Annotated in this window: 14 protein-coding genes; 7 read left to right on the forward strand and 7 right to left on the reverse strand. The window is 58.7% G+C overall.

Features of this window, described 5'->3' with window-relative positions:
* Positions 1 to 59: 59 nt before the first annotated feature.
* Together ACZ5C3_RS05690 and ACZ5C3_RS05695 are read right to left on the reverse strand one after the other, a co-directional pair.
* Positions 60 to 503 carry a DUF2147 domain-containing protein gene (locus ACZ5C3_RS05690; RefSeq protein WP_464035940.1) on the reverse strand — a complete coding sequence of 148 codons (444 nt, stop codon included), beginning with the start codon at positions 501 to 503 and terminating at the stop codon, positions 60 to 62.
* Between the two features lie 64 nt (positions 504 to 567).
* A complete protein-coding gene (locus ACZ5C3_RS05695) occupies positions 568 to 1,272 on the reverse strand; it encodes an MgtC/SapB family protein (RefSeq protein WP_464035941.1) in 705 nt (234 codons plus the stop codon).
* A gap of 258 nt (positions 1,273 to 1,530) precedes the next feature.
* Between ACZ5C3_RS05695 and ACZ5C3_RS05700 the strand changes: the two genes are divergently transcribed.
* The 5 genes from ACZ5C3_RS05700 to ACZ5C3_RS05720 all read left to right on the forward strand — a co-directional run bounded on the left by ACZ5C3_RS05700 (position 1,531) and on the right by ACZ5C3_RS05720 (position 7,898).
* The gene (locus ACZ5C3_RS05700) at positions 1,531 to 3,261 is read left to right on the forward strand and encodes a cation:proton antiporter (RefSeq protein WP_464035942.1); all 1,731 of its coding nucleotides are present in this window, start codon (positions 1,531 to 1,533) and stop codon (positions 3,259 to 3,261) included.
* A 126-nt stretch (positions 3,262 to 3,387) separates the two neighbouring features.
* Entirely contained in the window at positions 3,388 to 4,263 is an 876-nt protein-coding gene (locus ACZ5C3_RS05705) for an intradiol ring-cleavage dioxygenase (RefSeq protein ID WP_464035943.1), read from the forward strand.
* Between the two features lie 205 nt (positions 4,264 to 4,468).
* Entirely contained in the window at positions 4,469 to 5,545 is a 1,077-nt protein-coding gene (ribB, locus tag ACZ5C3_RS05710; protein ID WP_464035944.1) for a 3,4-dihydroxy-2-butanone-4-phosphate synthase, read from the forward strand.
* 108 nt (positions 5,546 to 5,653) lie between these two features.
* Complete coding sequence (locus ACZ5C3_RS05715) at positions 5,654 to 6,868, forward strand: acyl-CoA dehydrogenase (RefSeq protein ID WP_464035946.1); 1,215 nt, start codon at positions 5,654 to 5,656, stop codon at positions 6,866 to 6,868.
* 100 nt (positions 6,869 to 6,968) lie between these two features.
* Positions 6,969 to 7,898, forward strand: coding sequence for an MBL fold metallo-hydrolase (locus tag ACZ5C3_RS05720; RefSeq protein ID WP_464035947.1), 930 nt, complete (start codon positions 6,969 to 6,971; stop codon positions 7,896 to 7,898).
* On the opposite strand, the gene ACZ5C3_RS05725 is transcribed toward ACZ5C3_RS05720, so the two are convergent.
* Complete coding sequence (locus tag ACZ5C3_RS05725; RefSeq protein WP_464035948.1) at positions 7,871 to 8,719, reverse strand: DUF1499 domain-containing protein; 849 nt, start codon at positions 8,717 to 8,719, stop codon at positions 7,871 to 7,873. The two genes, ACZ5C3_RS05720 and ACZ5C3_RS05725, sit on opposite strands and share 28 nt — an antisense overlap.
* 304 nt (positions 8,720 to 9,023) lie before the next feature.
* Positions 9,024 to 10,652, reverse strand: coding sequence for a fatty-acid--CoA ligase (locus ACZ5C3_RS05730; protein ID WP_464035950.1), 1,629 nt, complete (start codon positions 10,650 to 10,652; stop codon positions 9,024 to 9,026).
* 69 nt (positions 10,653 to 10,721) lie between these two features.
* Between ACZ5C3_RS05730 and ACZ5C3_RS05735 the strand changes: the two genes are divergently transcribed.
* Positions 10,722 to 11,612: an extensin family protein gene (locus tag ACZ5C3_RS05735; protein WP_464044596.1), complete on the forward strand. Its 891-nt coding sequence runs from the start codon at positions 10,722 to 10,724 to the stop codon at positions 11,610 to 11,612.
* A 66-nt stretch (positions 11,613 to 11,678) separates the two neighbouring features.
* Here ACZ5C3_RS05735 and ACZ5C3_RS05740 read toward each other — a convergent pair whose 3' ends face one another.
* Together ACZ5C3_RS05740 and ACZ5C3_RS05745 are read right to left on the reverse strand one after the other, a co-directional pair.
* Entirely contained in the window at positions 11,679 to 12,362 is a 684-nt protein-coding gene (locus ACZ5C3_RS05740) for a L,D-transpeptidase (protein ID WP_464035952.1), read from the reverse strand.
* A 274-nt stretch (positions 12,363 to 12,636) separates the two neighbouring features.
* The gene (locus tag ACZ5C3_RS05745) at positions 12,637 to 13,311 is read right to left on the reverse strand and encodes a L,D-transpeptidase (protein WP_464035953.1); all 675 of its coding nucleotides are present in this window, start codon (positions 13,309 to 13,311) and stop codon (positions 12,637 to 12,639) included.
* Positions 13,312 to 13,708: 397 nt separating this feature from the next.
* On the opposite strand from ACZ5C3_RS05745, the gene ACZ5C3_RS05750 reads away from it, so the two are divergent.
* Positions 13,709 to 14,683: a magnesium transporter CorA family protein gene (locus ACZ5C3_RS05750; RefSeq protein ID WP_464035955.1), complete on the forward strand. Its 975-nt coding sequence runs from the start codon at positions 13,709 to 13,711 to the stop codon at positions 14,681 to 14,683.
* On the opposite strand, the gene ligD is transcribed toward ACZ5C3_RS05750, so the two are convergent.
* Positions 14,684 to 17,392, reverse strand: a complete 2,709-nt coding sequence (gene ligD, locus ACZ5C3_RS05755; RefSeq protein WP_464035957.1) for a DNA ligase D — start codon at positions 17,390 to 17,392, stop codon at positions 14,684 to 14,686.
* Between the last annotated feature and the right edge of the window lie 51 nt (positions 17,393 to 17,443).

Raw genomic sequence — 17,443 nt, forward strand, 5'->3', positions numbered from 1 at the left:
AGTGAGATTGGCAAGCGCAGGCTCACTCTCGCAGGAATCAGGACGAGGATTTGAATGTCTCAGCGGTTGCTGACCTTGCTCCAGTTCTCGCCGCCGCAGAGTGCGCCGACGCACCCTTCGACACGAAGCGAGTTTGGGCCGGTCCATGCGATCTTGCTGTCATACACGCCGCCGTCATCAGCGTTGTAAATGCGGCCATTCCATGTGCCTGGACCGCTTGGACGCATTCCAATGAAGAGCTGTACGCCGATCATTGGCCGCGAGGTGAGCGAGGGGTTCGGATTTTTGGAATCCGTCTGAGGTTTTCCGGTGGCGGGGTCAATTGGCTGGCGCAGCCAGACCACCTTGCCGCAAAGGGAGCTTCCACATTGGCTGATCTGGATGCGGGCATCACCCTTTTCCGTCAACCAAACGCCTGCGGGGGTTTCTTCCTCGGCTTTCACTGTGGAAAATGCGCACATAAAAAATACGAGTGCTAAAATAAGATTCAATTTCGACGCCATGATCAGCCTTTTGTTATTCGCGTTTTCGCGGTTGCGGCGAACCTACACGGCCCCGCCGTTGGTTTCAAACGGCATTGCCGTTCTGATCCCTGCGCTTTTTTATGACCGTGACGTCGCGGACGCCTTCCAATTCCTTCAGTTTTTCGGGAAAAGACGCAATATCATGCGATGAGACCTTGCTCAGAAGAACCATCAGCTCATCACCCTCTTCGGCGCTTCTGTTTTCCACGAGAAAGCGTTTGACCTGACTGGGTCTTAATCCAAGTGCTATCCTTAAATTCTCAGGTGTCAGACCACCGTGATCGACTTCGATCTTAAGCTGGCATGTTTGATTTCGTGACCGATAGGCCTCTTCCAGGGGCTTCATGCCGGCCAGAATGAGAAGGATGATGATGGTGGATGCACCGGCGGCGAGATAAAGGCCGCCTCCGACGGCAAGCCCGATTGCCGCGACAGCCCAGATACTTGCCGCGGTGGTCAAGCCTTTGACGATTTCACCGCGGGCCAGGATGGAGCCCGCTCCAAGAAATCCGATGCCTGACACCACCTGCGCAGCGATACGCGAGGGGTCCAGCACGACATGCTCCTTGGACAGCACGTCCGCGAATCCGAACGCCGAAACAATCATGATGAGGCACGATCCGACGCAGACCAGCATGTGAGTGCGGATGCCCGCTGCCCACAACAGGCGTTCGCGCTCGAAGCCGACAAGGCTTCCGAGTGTGGCCGCGGCAAGCAGCCGGAGCAGCATCTCCGAGTTGGATAGCATCGTTCCTCCCGTCACAGAGCAAAGGGAAAAAAGGTACCATCATCCGCAGGATATGCACCCCCTACGCCACGTGTCATACGTTTGACGGTTTGCGGGGCGACAGAGACTGGCCAGAATGGAGATTGAGCCGAAATTCTGGAGGGCGCGGGATAGGCACTGGAACAGCTTTGAAGTTATTGCTTTTGCGCTGCTTTTGCCCCCCTTATAACTTAAGGTGATCGATCAACATGGTGGGATGCGGCCGGCAAGGCTGAGGGCATGCACGAACTTATTCACGACATTACCTTCTGCATCTTGTTTGCCTGGGTACTCGGTCTGGCGGCTCATTTCTTTCAGCAGCCGCTGATTCTCGCCTACCTGGTAGCGGGTTTCGCCATCGGGCCGTACGGGATGGAATGGGTCAAGTCGCAGGACTCGATCAGTATCATCTCGGAACTCGGCCTGATTTTCATGCTGTTCATGATCGGGCTCGAGATCGATCTGAAGAAGATCATCCGTGCCGGCCGCGTGATTCTATTTGCCGCCGGTGGCCAGTTGATAGGGGCCTGTATTCTCGGCGTCGTCTTTTTTGTGGCCATCGGCCTGTCGATGGGCGGCGGCAAGTTCGACGCGGTCTATCTGACGGTTGCCTGCGCGCTGTCCAGCACGGTGATCATCGTTAAGGTGCTGTACGAGAAGCGAGAGCTCGACACGCTCCCGGGCCGTATCACGCTTGGCGTGCTGGTGCTGCAGGACATCTTCGCGATCCTGTTCCTGGCGGTCCAGCCGAGCCTCGCGGATTTGCAGATCAGCATCATCCTGATGTCGATCGGCCGGGTCTGTCTGTTGGTGGCGACCGCGTTGATCCTCAGCCGCTTTGTGTTGCCAAAGTTGTTTCACCAGGTGGCGCGGCGTCCGGAACTTGTCATGCTGGGAGCCTTGGCGTGGTGCTTCCTGATTGGCGAGATCGCGGAGCGCCTGCACCTGTCCCGTGAGATGGGGTCGCTCGTTGCCGGCGTGTCGCTGTCCACATTTCCGTACGCGCTTGATGTGACTGCCAAAGTCACGACGTTACGAGATTTCTTTATCACACTGTTCTTTGTCGGCCTCGGCATGACGATTCCGGTCCCGAACGGATCGACCATTGGCCTCGCGCTTGTCATTGCGGCGTTTACGGTGGTCAGCCGAATGGTAACGACGTTCCTGCCGCTCTATTTCATGAACCAGGGCCTGCGAGCCAGCATTCTGCCGGCGATCAACCTGTCGCAGATCAGCGAGTTCTCGCTGGTCGTGATTCAGGTCGGTCTTACGGCCGGCCATATCAGTACGGAAACATCGAGTGCCGCGTCATTTGCTTTCGCAATTCTCGCAGTGCTCAGCACATTCGCGATGACGCGCAGCGACCAGATTACGCGATGGGCGATTGTCATGCTGAAGAAGCTGGGAATTCGCGATCTGGATCACAATAACAAAGTCAGCGGCGACAATCATGAAGGCGGACACGGCGAAGCACGGCGTGTCGTCATTCTCGGCTTCTTCCGGGCTGCAAGCGCTTTGGTCAGCGAGATCGAGCAGCAGAACAAATCTCTGCTGGATCAGATCACCGTTGTTGATTTCAATCCGAACGTTTTCCGCACACTCACGGCGCGCGGTATTCACGTGATCTACGGTGATATCAGCAACATCGATACGCTGATACATGCCGGTGTCAGCAAGGCCGAGATCATCATCTTGAGCGTGCCGGATTCCCTTCTCAAAGGTGCGAATAACGAAAAATTGGTTCGCCACGTTCGCTCGCTCAATCCTGACGCAAAGATCATTTCGACAGCGGACCTGCTGGGGGACGTTCCCGATCTCTACGCGGCTGGAGCGGACTATGTGACGGTCACCCGCATCACCGATGCGCAGGAGCTCTACAAAGTCATCGATGCTGCGGATCAGGGCCTGATCGAGAGCAAGCGCGCAGAGCTCGATGCTCTTTTGCACGAGCGCAGGGAAGTCCTGCCCTGACGGCAGTTTGATCGCACGCAAGTCCCAGATGTGATATCCGGCAATCGATGATTTCGGATCGGGCATGCCCCAGAAATCACACGGTGCGAAATCGATCGATGCGAAGCGATCAATTTGGAGAGGTATATGCGCGACCATAGCGAAGAAACGCTCACTCAGGCCGTTCTTGATCGCATTCAGCATGCTGCCGATCCGCGCACCCGGGAGGTATTACAGGCCCTCGTGCGTCACGTGCATGCTTTCGTACGCGAGGTCCGGCCGACCGAAGGAGAATGGAAGCTGGCCGTCGATTTCCTCACCCGGACGGGCCAGATGTGCGATGACAGGCGGCAGGAATTCATCCTGCTGTCTGATACGCTCGGCGTATCGATGTTGGTCGATACGATTAATCATGCACGTGGCGGCGGCACGACCGAGACCACGGTGTTGGGACCCTTTTACGTCGACCATGCGCCGACGGTTGAGCTTGGTGCCGATATTTCCGGAGGGTTGAAAGGCGATCCGCTCTTCGTTGAAGGCATCGTCCGTTCTGAGAATGGAACCGTCTTATCCAATGCCGTCGTCGATGTCTGGCAATCTGACGATGAAGGTCATTACGATCTCCAGTTCAATGATCCAAACCTGTTCTTCCTTCGCGGGCGGTTGCGGACGGACGGGGAGGGGCGCTTCTGGTTCTGGTCGATCATGCCGCGAAGCTATCCCATTCCGACCGACGGTCCGGTGGGCGGGCTGCTGGCGGCCGCGGGACGACATCCGTTCCGCCCGGCCCATCTTCATTTCATGATCGCGGCGCCCGGGCATAACAAACTCATCACTCATATTTTTGTAAAAGGTGACGATTACCTCGATTCCGACGTCGTGTTCGGGGTCAAGGACTCGCTGATCGCAGACTTCGAAACCCGTGCGAAAACCACGACCCTCAGTGATGTCCACATCGACCGTCCTCATCGCTACCTGCGCTACGATTTCAGCCTTCAGACCACCAGCCCTTACGTCTCCTGATCCAGTATTTCGCCCTGCGGAAGCATGGCTGCTAAAATCGGTGTCCGGCGATCCAACGGTGGCCTTGCCCCGGTTTTGGCCAGTCATATCTGCTGTTTTGGGGCGAATAAGGTCCGGCAGATGATCGCTATGTGAATGGCGCAGTTGCGCGCGTCCCCGCCCTGCGCCATACGATCACCAGCATATTAGAGGTACGAGCGCGTTTATGGCCCATCCCATTCCTGAAGTTCTGAAAGCTTTCGCCGCTGGCGAGATTGTCGTGGTCACCGACGATGACGATCGTGAAGGCGAGGGTGACTTGATTGTTGCCGCCACGCTTTGCACCGCGGAGAAGATGGCTTTCATCATCCGCCACACCTCGGGCATCGTCTGTGCGCCGATCACCTCGGACAATGCCCGCCGGTTGCGGCTCGATCCGATGGTGGCTCAAAACGATTCCAACCACACCACCGCGTTTACAGTCTCGATTGACTACAAACCCGGTATGACCACCGGTATCTCTGCCGATGAACGCACCGCCTGCTGTCGCGCGCTCGCCAACCCGAACGCCGGCCCGAGCGATTTCGCTCGCCCGGGACACGTCTTCCCGCTGATCGCACGCGACGGTGGCGTGTTGCTCCGTTCCGGCCATACCGAAGCTGCCGTGGACTTGTGCAAGCTTTGCGATCTGCCGCCTGTGGGCGTCATCAGTGAATTGATGAATGACGACGGCACCGTGATGAAGGGCGAGCAGGTCGTTAAATTCGCCGCGGCTCACAATCTCAAGCACGTCACCATCGCTGACATGATCTCGTACCGTCAGGCGCGCGAAAAGCTCATCGAGCGCGTTTCGACGTTTACTGTCGACACCCCGATTGGCACGCTTGATGGCTACGCCTATCGTTCGCCATTCGATCCGATCCATCACGTTGCCTTCGTCTATAAAGGTGTCGGCAATGGCCAGAACGTCCTGACCCGCTTTCACAAGCCGAATATTGTGAAGGATATCTTCTTCGGCTCGGGCCGCGTTCTTGCTGCGCTGGAGCATTTCAAGAAAAACGGCAGCGGTGTTCTGGTTTATCTGCGTGATGGTGCGGCTGGCGTTCCCGTGGCGCCGCTTGATGATGACCATTCAGCCGAGGCCGACCGCAATCGGCAATGGCGTGAAGTCGGCGTCGGCGCGCAAATCCTGCGCGACCTTGGCGTCACCTCGATACGCCATCTGACATCGTCCGCACACGATTATAAAGGCCTGTCAGGGTTCGGCATCGAGATTGTTGCAAACGAACCATTCGACGGATGAACGTCGTCAAACCGGTTCAAGGAGAGGGAACTGGTTTAAGGCTTGCAACCTGACACTGACGATTTATCGTAACCAATACAGCAGACATAAAGCTGAAAGGACTATTCCATGAGTGTGCGCCCGCAGAGCAAGGACAAGCCCGCAAAGGCAACGTTCCAGTGGGACGACCCATTCTTGCTCGACGATCAGTTGACTGAAGACGAGCGCATGATCCGCGATACCGCACGCGCTTATGCTCAGGACAAACTGTTGCCACGCGTCTCGCAGGCGTATCTCGAGGAAAAGACCGATCGTGCCATCTTCAACGAAATGGGCGAGCTGGGTCTGATCGGCGTGACGCTGCCGGAGGAATATGGCTGCGCCAATGCGAGCTATGTTGCTTACGGTCTGGTCGCGCGCGAGATCGAGCGCGTCGATTCCGGTTACCGTTCGATGAACAGCGTGCAGTCGTCGCTGGTGATGTATCCGATCTATGCCTACGGCGATGAAAGTCAGCGCAAGAAATATCTGCCCAAACTCGCGTCGGGCGAATGGGTCGGTTGCTTCGGCCTGACCGAGCCGGATGCCGGCTCTGATCCGGACGGCATGAAGACCCGCGCGGAGAAGGTCGCTGATGGTTATCGGTTGACCGGCAGCAAGATGTGGATCTCGAACGCACCGATCGCCGATGTGTTTGTGGTGTGGGCGAAGTCCGCTGCGCACGACAATCAGATCCGTGGCTTCATCCTCGAGAAGGGCATGAAGGGCCTCTCGGCCCCGAAGATCGGCGGCAAGCTGTCGTTGCGCGCATCGATCACCGGTGAAGTGGTAATGGACGGCGTCGTGGTTCCGGAAAGCGCACTGTTGCCGAACGTATCGGGACTGAAGGGGCCGTTTGGCTGCCTCAATCGCGCACGCTACGGAATTTCGTGGGGCGCGATGGGCGCGGCTGAAGATTGCTTCGCCCGTGCACGTCAGTATGTGCTCGACCGCAAGCAGTTCGGCCGTCCGCTCGCAGCAACCCAGTTGGTCCAGAAGAAGCTTGCTGACATGGAGACCGAGATCACGCTCGGCCTGCAGGGCTCCCTTCGCCTCGGCCGCTTGATGGACGAAGGCAAGCTGGCGCCGGAAATGATCTCCATCATGAAGCGTAACAATTGCGGCAAAGCTCTCGACATCGCCCGAATGGCCCGCGACATGCACGGCGGCAACGGCATCTCCAGCGAGTTCCACGTGATGCGTCACGCGCAGAACCTGGAGACGGTCAACACCTATGAGGGCACGCACGACATCCACGCCCTCATCCTGGGCCGTGCGATCACCGGCATTCAGGCGTTTATGTAAAGATGACGCGCGATTAGTCTGCGATTGAAACACGATGGCCGGGGCTCGTCCCGGCCATCAACATTTTTGCATCTGATCAGACCAATATGGACACAGGCACATGAGCGATAACGAAGACATTCCATTCAACCGGGATTTTCCGCTTGCCCCCGGCGTGGTGGATGAAGTCGTGCCCGGTGTGCGCCGTGTGCTGTGTAACAATCCCAGTCCGTTTACGTTCACCGGCTCGCTGACCTATATCATCGGCCGCGGCAACGTAGCGATCATAGATCCCGGCCCGGTCGATGAAGATCATGCACGCGCAGTACTTAATGCCGTGCGCGGTGAAACGGTCACGCACATCCTTCTGACGCACACCCATCGAGATCATTCTCCCGGCACAGCGCGTCTCAAGGAAGCAACCGGTGCAACCGTCTATGCCGAAGGACCGCATCGCGCATCGCGTCCGGCCTATGCCAGCGAAAAGCGGACCACAGAGTCCGGCGGCGACTGGGACTTCCGCCCGGACGTGACGCTGAAGGACGGTGACATCATCCAGGGTGATGGCTGGCGGCTGGAAGCCGTCACCACGCCAGGGCACACTGCCAATCACATGGCTTTCGCATGGCCGGAGCGTCAGCTGATGTTCATCGGCGACCACGTGATGGGTTGGTCGACCTCGATCGTGGCGCCTCCCGATGGCTCGATGGTCGACTACATGGCGTCGCTCGAAAAGCTGACGCACCGTGACGAGCAGCTCTATTTCTCCGGACATGGACCCGAGATTCCGGACGCGGTGCGTTTCGTGAAATTCCTTATTCGCCACCGCAAGGCGCGGGAAGCATCCATCCTATATCGGCTGGCCAAAGGCGAGGCAGACATCCCGACGATCGTCCGCGCGAGCTATATCGGGCTTGATCCGAAGCTCGTCGGTGCGGCCGGCTACTCAGTGTTGGCGCATCTTGAAGATCTTGTCGCACGCAATGTGGTGGCGACCGACGGCGATCCGACCATCGACGGGACCTATCGTTTGGTCGCGCCCTTGGCCTGAGGCTTGGCAGGCGTCATCAGTTTCTTGACCGGCGCGGCGGTGTCGACAGCCGTGTTGAGGTCTTCCGTGAATTTGGTGATGCGGGCGGCGTTGCTGCCGAGATCGTGTTCGAAGTAACGCGACGAGGACCGGATATCGACGCGCGAGCCATCGCCATCCGGAGCGACGCGTATCGAGACATCCTCACGGAATCCCATGATTGGTGTGCGGGCCACTGCTTCGATGCGGCCCGGACGTTGCGGCGGTTGCGGCGGGCGCTCGTCGATGATCGCCCACTTACGCCGCTCCACGATCCGTCGCACGAGCTCGTAGGCCCGTTGCGGTGGAACATCGACGCTGATCGGCTCGATGTCCGGATAGGCGGTGCGTTGCTGCTCCGCGGAGTAAAGGCCCGCGTAAACCGCCGAATTTGCTCCATCAGTGGCCCGCAATGGCGCCAGCGTGTCGAACCGTGGCGGATCGATGGCATCAGTGGTGATGTCGTGAATGGCCGGGAGTTTGCGGTACTGGTAGGCGAGATAGGCCGGGTAGGCCAGAATCGCTGCATTGATCAGGAAGGCCAGTAGAATAAGGCTCATGCCGCGCGAGCCGTTATGCCAGATCGCCGCGAATGCAGCGAGCCCAACCAAGATAGACAGGCCGGCAAGGGCGAGTGCCCCAAAAAATGTGGCCAGCGCCGGTCTCAGTTCCAAAAATCCGAAGCGGATCATGACGATCGAGGTGACCGTCGCGAGCAATGAAAACACCGCAAGGCGACGCGCCCACACCGCGAGGACGGAAAGCGGCTCTGTGTGATAGGCAGCGGAGAAGCGGCGTCGCATATGTCGATGATCCGTTCGTGCGCCTGCTGGAAGAGGTATGTTGTGATCTCGTGGAGCGGATTTGACGTTCGCCCCCCTGTTTGCCGCGAATTTGTAATGCGAACGTTAGAATCGGACCACTAGCGCATTTGCCGGGCGGCTGTGAAGCAGTATCGAGGGGAAAAATTATTGATAAGCAAAGGATTTTTGACTTTGTGAATTCTTGACCTGGCGTGATGAGTTCAAGCCGCCAGATGTCCTCCAAAGAATGATGCCCGGGATTTCCCCGGGCATCATTCTTGAGTAGCCGGTGAGGACGCCGATTTTACGCCGCTGCCGTCGGGAACTTGTAGGTCTTGAACTGGTCCCGCAGCGCTGTCTTCAGGATCTTGCCGGTGGCCGTGTGGGGGATGGCTTCAACGAACTGCACGTCATCCGGCATCCACCACTTGGCGATCTTGCCATCCATGAACTTCAGGATTTCATCCGGCGTGGCGGTTTGCTCCGGCTTGAGCTGCACGATGAGCAGCGGCCGCTCGTCCCACTTCGGATGGTGAACGCCGATGACGGCGGCCTCGAGCACCTTCGGATGACCAACGGCGAGGTTTTCCAGGTCGATCGAGGAAATCCATTCGCCGCCGGACTTAATGACGTCCTTCGAACGATCGGTGATCCGCATATACCCACCCTCGTCCATGGTCGCGACATCACCAGTGTCGAAGAAACCTTCGTCATCCAGGATATTGGTCTCGACGCGGTAATAGGCCTTCGCGACCGAAGGCCCGCTGACCTTGAGGCGGCCGAAGGTCTTGCCGTCCCATGGCAGAAGCTTGCCGGTGTCGTCGGTGATCTTCATCTGAACACCGAAGGGCGGATAGCCCTGGGTTTGCAGGACATCGAGCGCGGCTTCGCCGGTAAGGTCTACGAACGGCGGCTTGAGCGCCCCCACGGTGCCGATGGGGCTCATTTCCGTCATGCCCCAGGCGTGGCGTGCTTCCACGCCCATATCCATAAACGCTTTGATCATGGAGCGCGGCATCGCCGAGCCACCGCAAATGAGCACCTTGAGATCCGGCAGGGTTTTCTTTTCGGTGGCCATGTACTGCAGCAGCATCAGCCAGACCGTCGGCACGCCGGCCGTGTAGGTGACTTTTTCGGTCGACATCAGTTCGTACACCGAGGCGCCATCGAGCTTCGGTCCCGGCATCACAAGCTTGGTGCCCATGCTCGGCGCGGAGAACGCGATGCCCCAGCTGTTGGCGTGGAAGAGCGGCACCACCGGCAGCATCACATCTTTGGCGCGCGTGCCAAGCGCATCGGTGTTGTTGGCCATCAAGGCATGGAGCACGTTCGACCGGTGTGAATAGAGTACGCCCTTGGGGTCGCCCGTCGTGCCTGACGTGTAACACATGGCCGCGGCGGTGTTTTCGTCGAACTCTTTCCACTGGAAATTGCCGTCGACTTCCGCGATCCAGTCCTCATAGGCGATCGCGTTCTTCAGCGTGGTCTGCGGCATATGGGCCTTGTCCGTGAGCACGACATAGCGCTCGACGGTGGGCATCTTGTCCGCAATTTTTTCCAGCATGGGCACGAATGTCAGGTCTGTCATCATGATGCGGTCTTGCGCATGGTTGACGATCCAGACGATCTGATCCGGAAACAGACGGGGGTTGACGGTATGGCAGATGGCGCCGATGCCCATGATGCCGTACCAAGCTTCAAGATGGCGCCACGTATTCCAGGCGATGGTCGCGACGCGGTCGCCGAGCTTGATGCCTTCACGGTCCAGCCGTTGCCCGACCCTCAAGGCGCGGGCGCGGATTTCGGCGTAGTTGGTGCGATGAATTGGTCCTTCAACCGAGCGAGTCACGACTTCTTGTTTGCCGTGAATCGCTGCTGCGTGATCGATAATTCGATGACACAACAAAGGCCAATTTTGCATCAATCCGAGCATCCGGTGTTTCCTTCTCAGCGCAACTTTTTGTGTTTATCTGGTGATCGTTTGCTCCCCGAAGGGATTTACATGAACTTTAGCGCGGACGAAGCGGGCCGCAAATGGTCTTGTGCTTGGCATGCCAGCGGCATGATGTCTGTCGTCCGGGCGTTCATGCTGATCGCTTGCGTTGTCTTTGCCGGACAGGTGAATGCTGCTGTGCCGTTGCCGCGTCCGCGGCCGGCTGAGGCGCCGCAAATCGACGAAGCTCCGGAGCAGGGCGCTCCGGACACCCATCAGGCGCCGGAGAATGGGGCCGAACCTGCCGCGCAGGCCAAGCCAGCGGCGCCGTCCGCGTGCCGTCTTGCGCTGACTGAGAGCATTGCGATCGCGCCGACCATCCCACCCATCAAGGGCCCCGGTGGCTGCGGGGGCGAAGATCTCGTGCGGTTAGAGGCCATCGTGCTGTCGCCAAGCCAGCGCGTGGCAGTGAAGCCCGCCGCCATCCTTCGCTGCACCATGGCGACGGCTGTCGCCGACTGGATCCGTACCGACATGGTGCCGCTCGCGGCGAGCCTCGGCACGACGCTTAGCGAGCTCGATAATTTCGACTCATTCGAATGCCGTGGCCGCAATCGCGTCAGAGGCGCGAAGCTCTCCGAACACGGCCTTGCCAACGCGCTCGATGTGCGGAGCTTTAAGCTGCAAAATGGCGTCACACTTTCGTTAACGGACAGAAGCCTGTCACGTGACACCCGGGAAAAGGTTCTGGCGTCGGTCTGTGCGCGGTTCACCACCGTCCTGGGGCCGGGGTCGGACTGGTATCACGAGGATCACATCCATCTCGATCTCGCCGAGCGGAGCCACAATTACAAGCTCTGCCACTGGGGCGTCTACGATCCGCTGCCGCCTGTTGCACCGCTGCTGCCCGCGGAGCGCCCCGAAGAGGCTCCGCCGCGAGAGACCGCCGCTCATCAGTAAAGGCCGAAAACAAAAAGCGCCGGATTGCTCCAGCGCTTTTGCATGTTTTGATGAGTTTGCGAGCGGTCAGATGCCGTTGGAGCCGCCCTGTAGCGCCATTTTGGAGTTGAACGGCGAGTCGCCCTGTTTCGGATCAAGCACCACCACGACCGTGCCCTGCTTGGCGCGGCTGTATAGATCGATCACGTCCTCATTGGTGAGACGGATGCAGCCCGAGGAAATTGACGCGCCGATGTATTCTGGCTGGTTGGTGCCGTGAATACGGAACAGCGTGTCCTTGTTGCCTTGATAGAGGTACAGCGCACGCGCACCGAGCGGATTATCCGGACCGCCCGGGACTGACTGCGGCAAGCCCTCGATGCGCTTGTGGATGTCCGCCGTTGGCGTCCACTTCGGCCATTCTTGCATGTTGCCGACGCGGGCGATACCGGAGAACGCCAAAGCTTCCTCGCCGACCGTGATGCCGTAGCGGATCGCCTTGCCACTCTCCAGTACGTAGTAGAGGTAGTGGTTGTCGGAATCGACGACGATCGAACCGGGCAATTCCTTGCGGTGATAATTGACGATGGCGCGGCGGAACGGCTCTGGGACGGCGACTTTCTCGTAACGCGCTTTGGCAAGGAGCTCCTTGTCGCGCGGCTTCAGGCTCGCTTCCGGCGACTTCTCGAAAGTCGTGGATGTGGCCTGCATGCAGCCGGCGAGCATGGCGCTTGCGAACAGAACGGCGATTTTTGAAGTGAACGAAGACATTCCTGAGTTCCAATGGATACTGGGGCGTGTCGTCACCCCTTAATCTAGCCGGATGAAGCTTCCGATTCCGTTACCAATCTTTTGCGTTGAAATGGCCGCCGTTTCCAGCGTTTCGGCCCCTGTTTTGCTACGCAGCACGTTCTGTGTGGCTTTCGGGGTTCATGTGGCGAGTTGACGCACCCAGCGCCCGACGCCGGTCAACAGCGCAAAAGAAAAGCGCCGCTCGAGGCGGCGCTTCTTAAATCTTAGAGGCGGGTGGTTGGTTGGGCGGGGATTAATTAGGTCCGCTGCCGCCTTGCATCGCCATCTTGGAATTGAACGGCGAGTCGCCCTGCTTCGGATCGAGCACAACGACAACGCTGCCCATCTTGACCCGGTTATAGAGGTCGATGACGTCCTCATTGGTCAGGCGGATACAGCCCGACGAAATCGAGGCACCGATGTATTCCGGCTGGTTGGTGCCGTGAATGCGGAAGAGCGTGTCTTTGCCGCCCGAGTAAAGATAAATTGCCCGCGATCCCATGGGATTATCCGGACCGCCCTTCACGAAGGTCGGGACGCCGAGACGGGAAATCTCGCCCTTCGTGGGGTGCCAATCTGGCCACTCGGTCATAGCACCGACCTTGGCGATGCCCGACCAGGCCATGGCTTCTTCGCCGACGGTGATGCCGTAGCGGATCGCCTTGCCGCCCTCCAGCACGTAGTAGAGGTAGTGGTTGTCGGAATCGACGACGATGGAGCCCGGCAGCTCCTTGCGATGGAAATCGACGATGGCGCGTCGGAATGGCTGAGCAACGGGCACCTTGTCGTAGCTGACCTTCGACAGGTACTCCTTGTCGCGCGGCTTGAGGCTGGCGTCCGAAGTCGCCTCAAAGGTGGTCGCCTGCATACAGCCGGCCAACATGGCGCCTGCGGCGAGAAGAATAAGTTTCGAAGCAAAAGAGGGCATTGACGGACTTCCAATAAGGGGAGCGCTGCGCGTCACTCGGTCACATGGTTTTCGAGGCACGCTTCTGGTTAGCGCACCGCCATATAAACGACGTCTCTTGCCATATTTCCAGTCATTCTCTGGTGATCTTGCCACGCAGCACCTGACTGTGGCTTTGATGCCGCACTTTTCTCGATAACCGGCCATTCCGGCTAAACGTCAGCTTTGTCAGCGCTTTTAGAAGCTCCCAACGGCGCCCTTTTGGCAGCGATTCCACCCGCCGGCCGGGTTTGTGACATCCGGATGTCGCGCCGGCGTGGCAGAAGGCTTGCCAGAATCGAATCAATTTGCGCTTTGACTCGTCGTAGCGGTGTCAGCTAACCGCAGCGAACCAGCCTTCGCGTTTCCGGAGTTGCCCATGCTCACAGCCTACGTTCCCAGCGCAGCCGGTCTGAGGAAGTTCGATAGTCTTCAGCCCGATGCGCTGCCCGGTGAAGCGATCTGGATCGACATGAAGACGCCGTCGCCGGGTGAGGACAAGGCCGTCGAAAAGCTGGTCGGCATCGAAATTCCGACCCGCGAGGACATGCAGGAAATCGAGATTTCCAGCCGTCTCTACACCGAGAACGGGGCGCGCTACATGACCGCCACCCTCATGTGCGGAGCGGACTCGCTGGCGCCGCGCACCACGCCGGTCACTTTCATTCTGACAGACCATCGGCTGGTGACCGTCCGGTACGACGAGCCGAGACCCTTCGCGCTGATTGCCGCCAAGCTGGGGCGGAGCTGTTCGCCGAACATCACGGGCGACGGGCTTCTGCTGGAGCTTCTCGACGCCGTGATCGACCGCTGCGCCGACATTCTCGAACGCGCCGGGGCCGACGTCGACAGCGTCTCCTCACAGATCTTCGAGCCATCGGCAGAGAAGGGGCATGCGCGCAGCTACTCCCAGATCTTGCTGACCATCGGCAAGAAGGGCGACATCACGTCGAAGGTTCGTGAAAGCCTGGTGTCGATCGGGCGCCTGATCTCCTTTGTGACGGTGGAGACCGATGCAGGCCGCTGGAGCAAGGAGCAGAAAGCCCAGTTCAAGACCTTGCAGCGCGACGTCTCATCCTTGACGGATCACGCATCGTATCTGTCGAACAAGATCACGTTCGTGCTCGATGCCATGCTCGGCGTTGTCAATCTTGAGCAGAACAACATCATCAAGCTGTTCTCGGTGATGGCGGTGGTGCTGATGCCGCCGACGTTGATCGCTTCGATCTACGGCATGAACTTCAAGCTGATGCCCGAACTCGACTGGCCGCACGGGTATCCGATTGCCCTGGTCATGATGCTCATTGCCGCCGTGCTGCCGTACATGTTCTTCAAGTGGAAGCGGTGGCTGTAGTCATTTGGCGAGCTTTGCGATCGCGGCTTTGATCGAACGCGCGGCGTCGTCGTAGTCGGACCAAGCCTTCGTCTTCCGCAATAGTGATGGCACGGTTCGCAGCGTATATTTCTTTGGATCGAGATCGCTGCGCACTTGGGCCCATGTGACTGGCATCGAGACTGGCGCGCCTTCGCGGGCGCGGGGCGATAGCGGCGCGACTGCTGTCGCCATCCGGTCGTTGCGCAGGTAGTCGAGGAAGATCTTACCCTTGCGCTGTGCCTTCGACATGTTGAGCAGGTAAAGCTCCGGACTGTCGGCTGCCATATGCTGACATACCCGCTGGGCAAAAGCTTTCGCCGTTTTCCAGTCGATCTTGTCTTTCTTCGCGTCCTTTAGCGGGGTGACGACATGAAGGCCTTTGCCGCCGGTCGTTTTACAGAAACTCTCCAGCCCAAGCCCCGTCAATCGGTCGCGCATTTCGCGCGCGGCATCGATCACAGCGGTGAATTCAACATCGGGTGAGGGGTCGAGGTCGAACACCAGTCGCCCCGGCACATCGGGCTCATCAGGCGCGCAGTTCCATGGATGCAATTCGAGACCGCCGATTTGCGCCACCGCAACGAGGCCTTCAATACGGTCGATTTGAAGATAAGGTTTGCGGTCCCCAGACACTTTCACCAGCTCGAGCAGATTCGACATGCCCGTCATGGCGTGCCGCTGGAAGAAGGTGTCGCCGTTGATGCCGTCCGGCGCGCGAATGATGGAGCAAGGGCGGCCCTTGATATGTGGGATCAGCCAATCGCCGACGCTTTCCATGTACTGTGCAAGATCGAGCTTGGTGACCGGCTCGCCATCACCGCCGTCGGGCCACATTGCCTTGTCCGGCTTTGAGATCGTCACGCCCAGGACCACCGCAGTGCCCTTCGACGACTTGGTATTTGTTGCAGACGTCTTCGTCTTTGTTGCTCGTGTTGGTGCGGGTTTCGCAGGCTCCGCGATCGCGGTCTTGACCGGCTCATCGGCGGTGACGTCGCTGGCGGATTTATCTTTTCGCAGACCCTTAAAAGCAGCCTGCCGAACCATGCCATCGCCGGTGAACCCCGCGAACTCGATCTCTGCGACGAGGTCGGGCTTGAGCCAATGCACATCGGCAGTCTTCTTCGGGACGTTAGCGCCGCCGAACGGACTTTCCTTCGCTGCGTGGGCCTTGAGCTCGGGCATGATCTGTTTGACGACCGCTTGCCCATAACCGGTGCCGACGATGCCGACATAGGCGAGATGGTCGCCACGCGGCACGCCGACCATGAGCGAGCGGAATTTCCCAGCGGTGGTTTTCCATCCTCCGATGACGACCTCATGTCCGGCGCGGCATTTGGCCTTTGTCCAGCTGTCGTTGCGACCTGACTGGTATGGCGCAGATCCCAATTTTGAAACGATGCCCTCGAGCGACATCTTGCAGGCCGACTCCAGGATCGCATCGCCACCGGTTTCGAAATGATCGACATACTGGATGACGCCTTTATTGCGATTGCGTCGGCCATCGAGCAGCGCCCGCAGCCGCTGTTTGCGCTCGGACAACGGCAGCTTGCGCAAATCCTCGTCTTCCGCGAACAGCAGGTCGAAAGCGTAGAAGATCAGTTCGTCGGTCTTGCCGTCAGACAACGCGGCCTGCAGCGAGGCAAAATTCGGGTGGCCATCGTGATCGAGCGCAACGATTTCGCCGTCGACAATTCCGTCAGGAAGTTTTGCTGCTTCTTTGGCGATCGCGGAAAACTTCCCAGTCCAGTCCAGTCCCTTGCGTGTTTTCAGTGAGACGTCACCGTCTTCGACCCGCATCTGAACGCGGTAGCCATCGAACTTGATCTCATGCACCCAGTTGTCGCCATTGGGCGGCCGGCTGACCGAGGTGCAAAGCTGTGGGGCGACGAAGTCAGGCAGCTTGGTGATGCGCTTTGCGGCAGATGTCTTGACCGCAGCGCGTTTCGTCGGCGATTTGCTTCGCAGTCGTGCCACAGCCGCTTTCTTCACCGGCCGCTTCGTGCCGCTTTTGCTCTCGCGTTGATCTGCAGCAAGGCCTTGATTCGAATTCCAGATTTGGTTGGCTTTTGCGCTGCTGGACTTGGTCATGAAGGGCTTTGGAGCGCGGCCCTTGCCTTCCGCGATCTGTTCCATTGTGCGTCCGGAGGCGACGGACTTGTCTTCTTCCAGAATGTCATTCTTCGCACCCTCGCGGGAATAGTCGTCGCGGTGTTTGATCAGCAGCCAGTTCGTGCGCTTGCCTCCCGTGCGGTCATTCTTCATGCGCACGAGAACCCATTCGCCATGCAGCTTGTCGCCTTCGAGCGCAAATTTGAGATCGCCTTTCTTGAAACCTTTGTCGGCATCGTCGGACAGCCAATAGCCGCGATCCCACAGCATCACTGTACCGCCGCCGTATTGTCCTTTGGGAATGGTGCCTTCGAAGTCACCGTAGTTGAGCGGATGGTCTTCGACCTCAACCGCAAGGCGCTTGTCTTTCGGATCAAGCGATGGGCCGCGCGTGACAGCCCATGATTTGAACACGCCATCGAATTCTAGCCGCAGATCGTAGTGCAGGCGGGTTGCATCATGTTTCTGGATGACGAAGCGACGGACTTTTGAGGACGCCACGGCTGTCTTGCCGCTTGGCTCGGATGTTTTCGTGAAGTCGCGCTTTGTCCGGTACGTCTTAAGGCTTTTGCGGGCCACGATGTATCCCCACCCGAAATGCTGCAAATTACAGTTTGCCGGAACGAAAAC

This window comes from Afipia dichlorophenoxyacetatis (assembly GCF_055386385.1).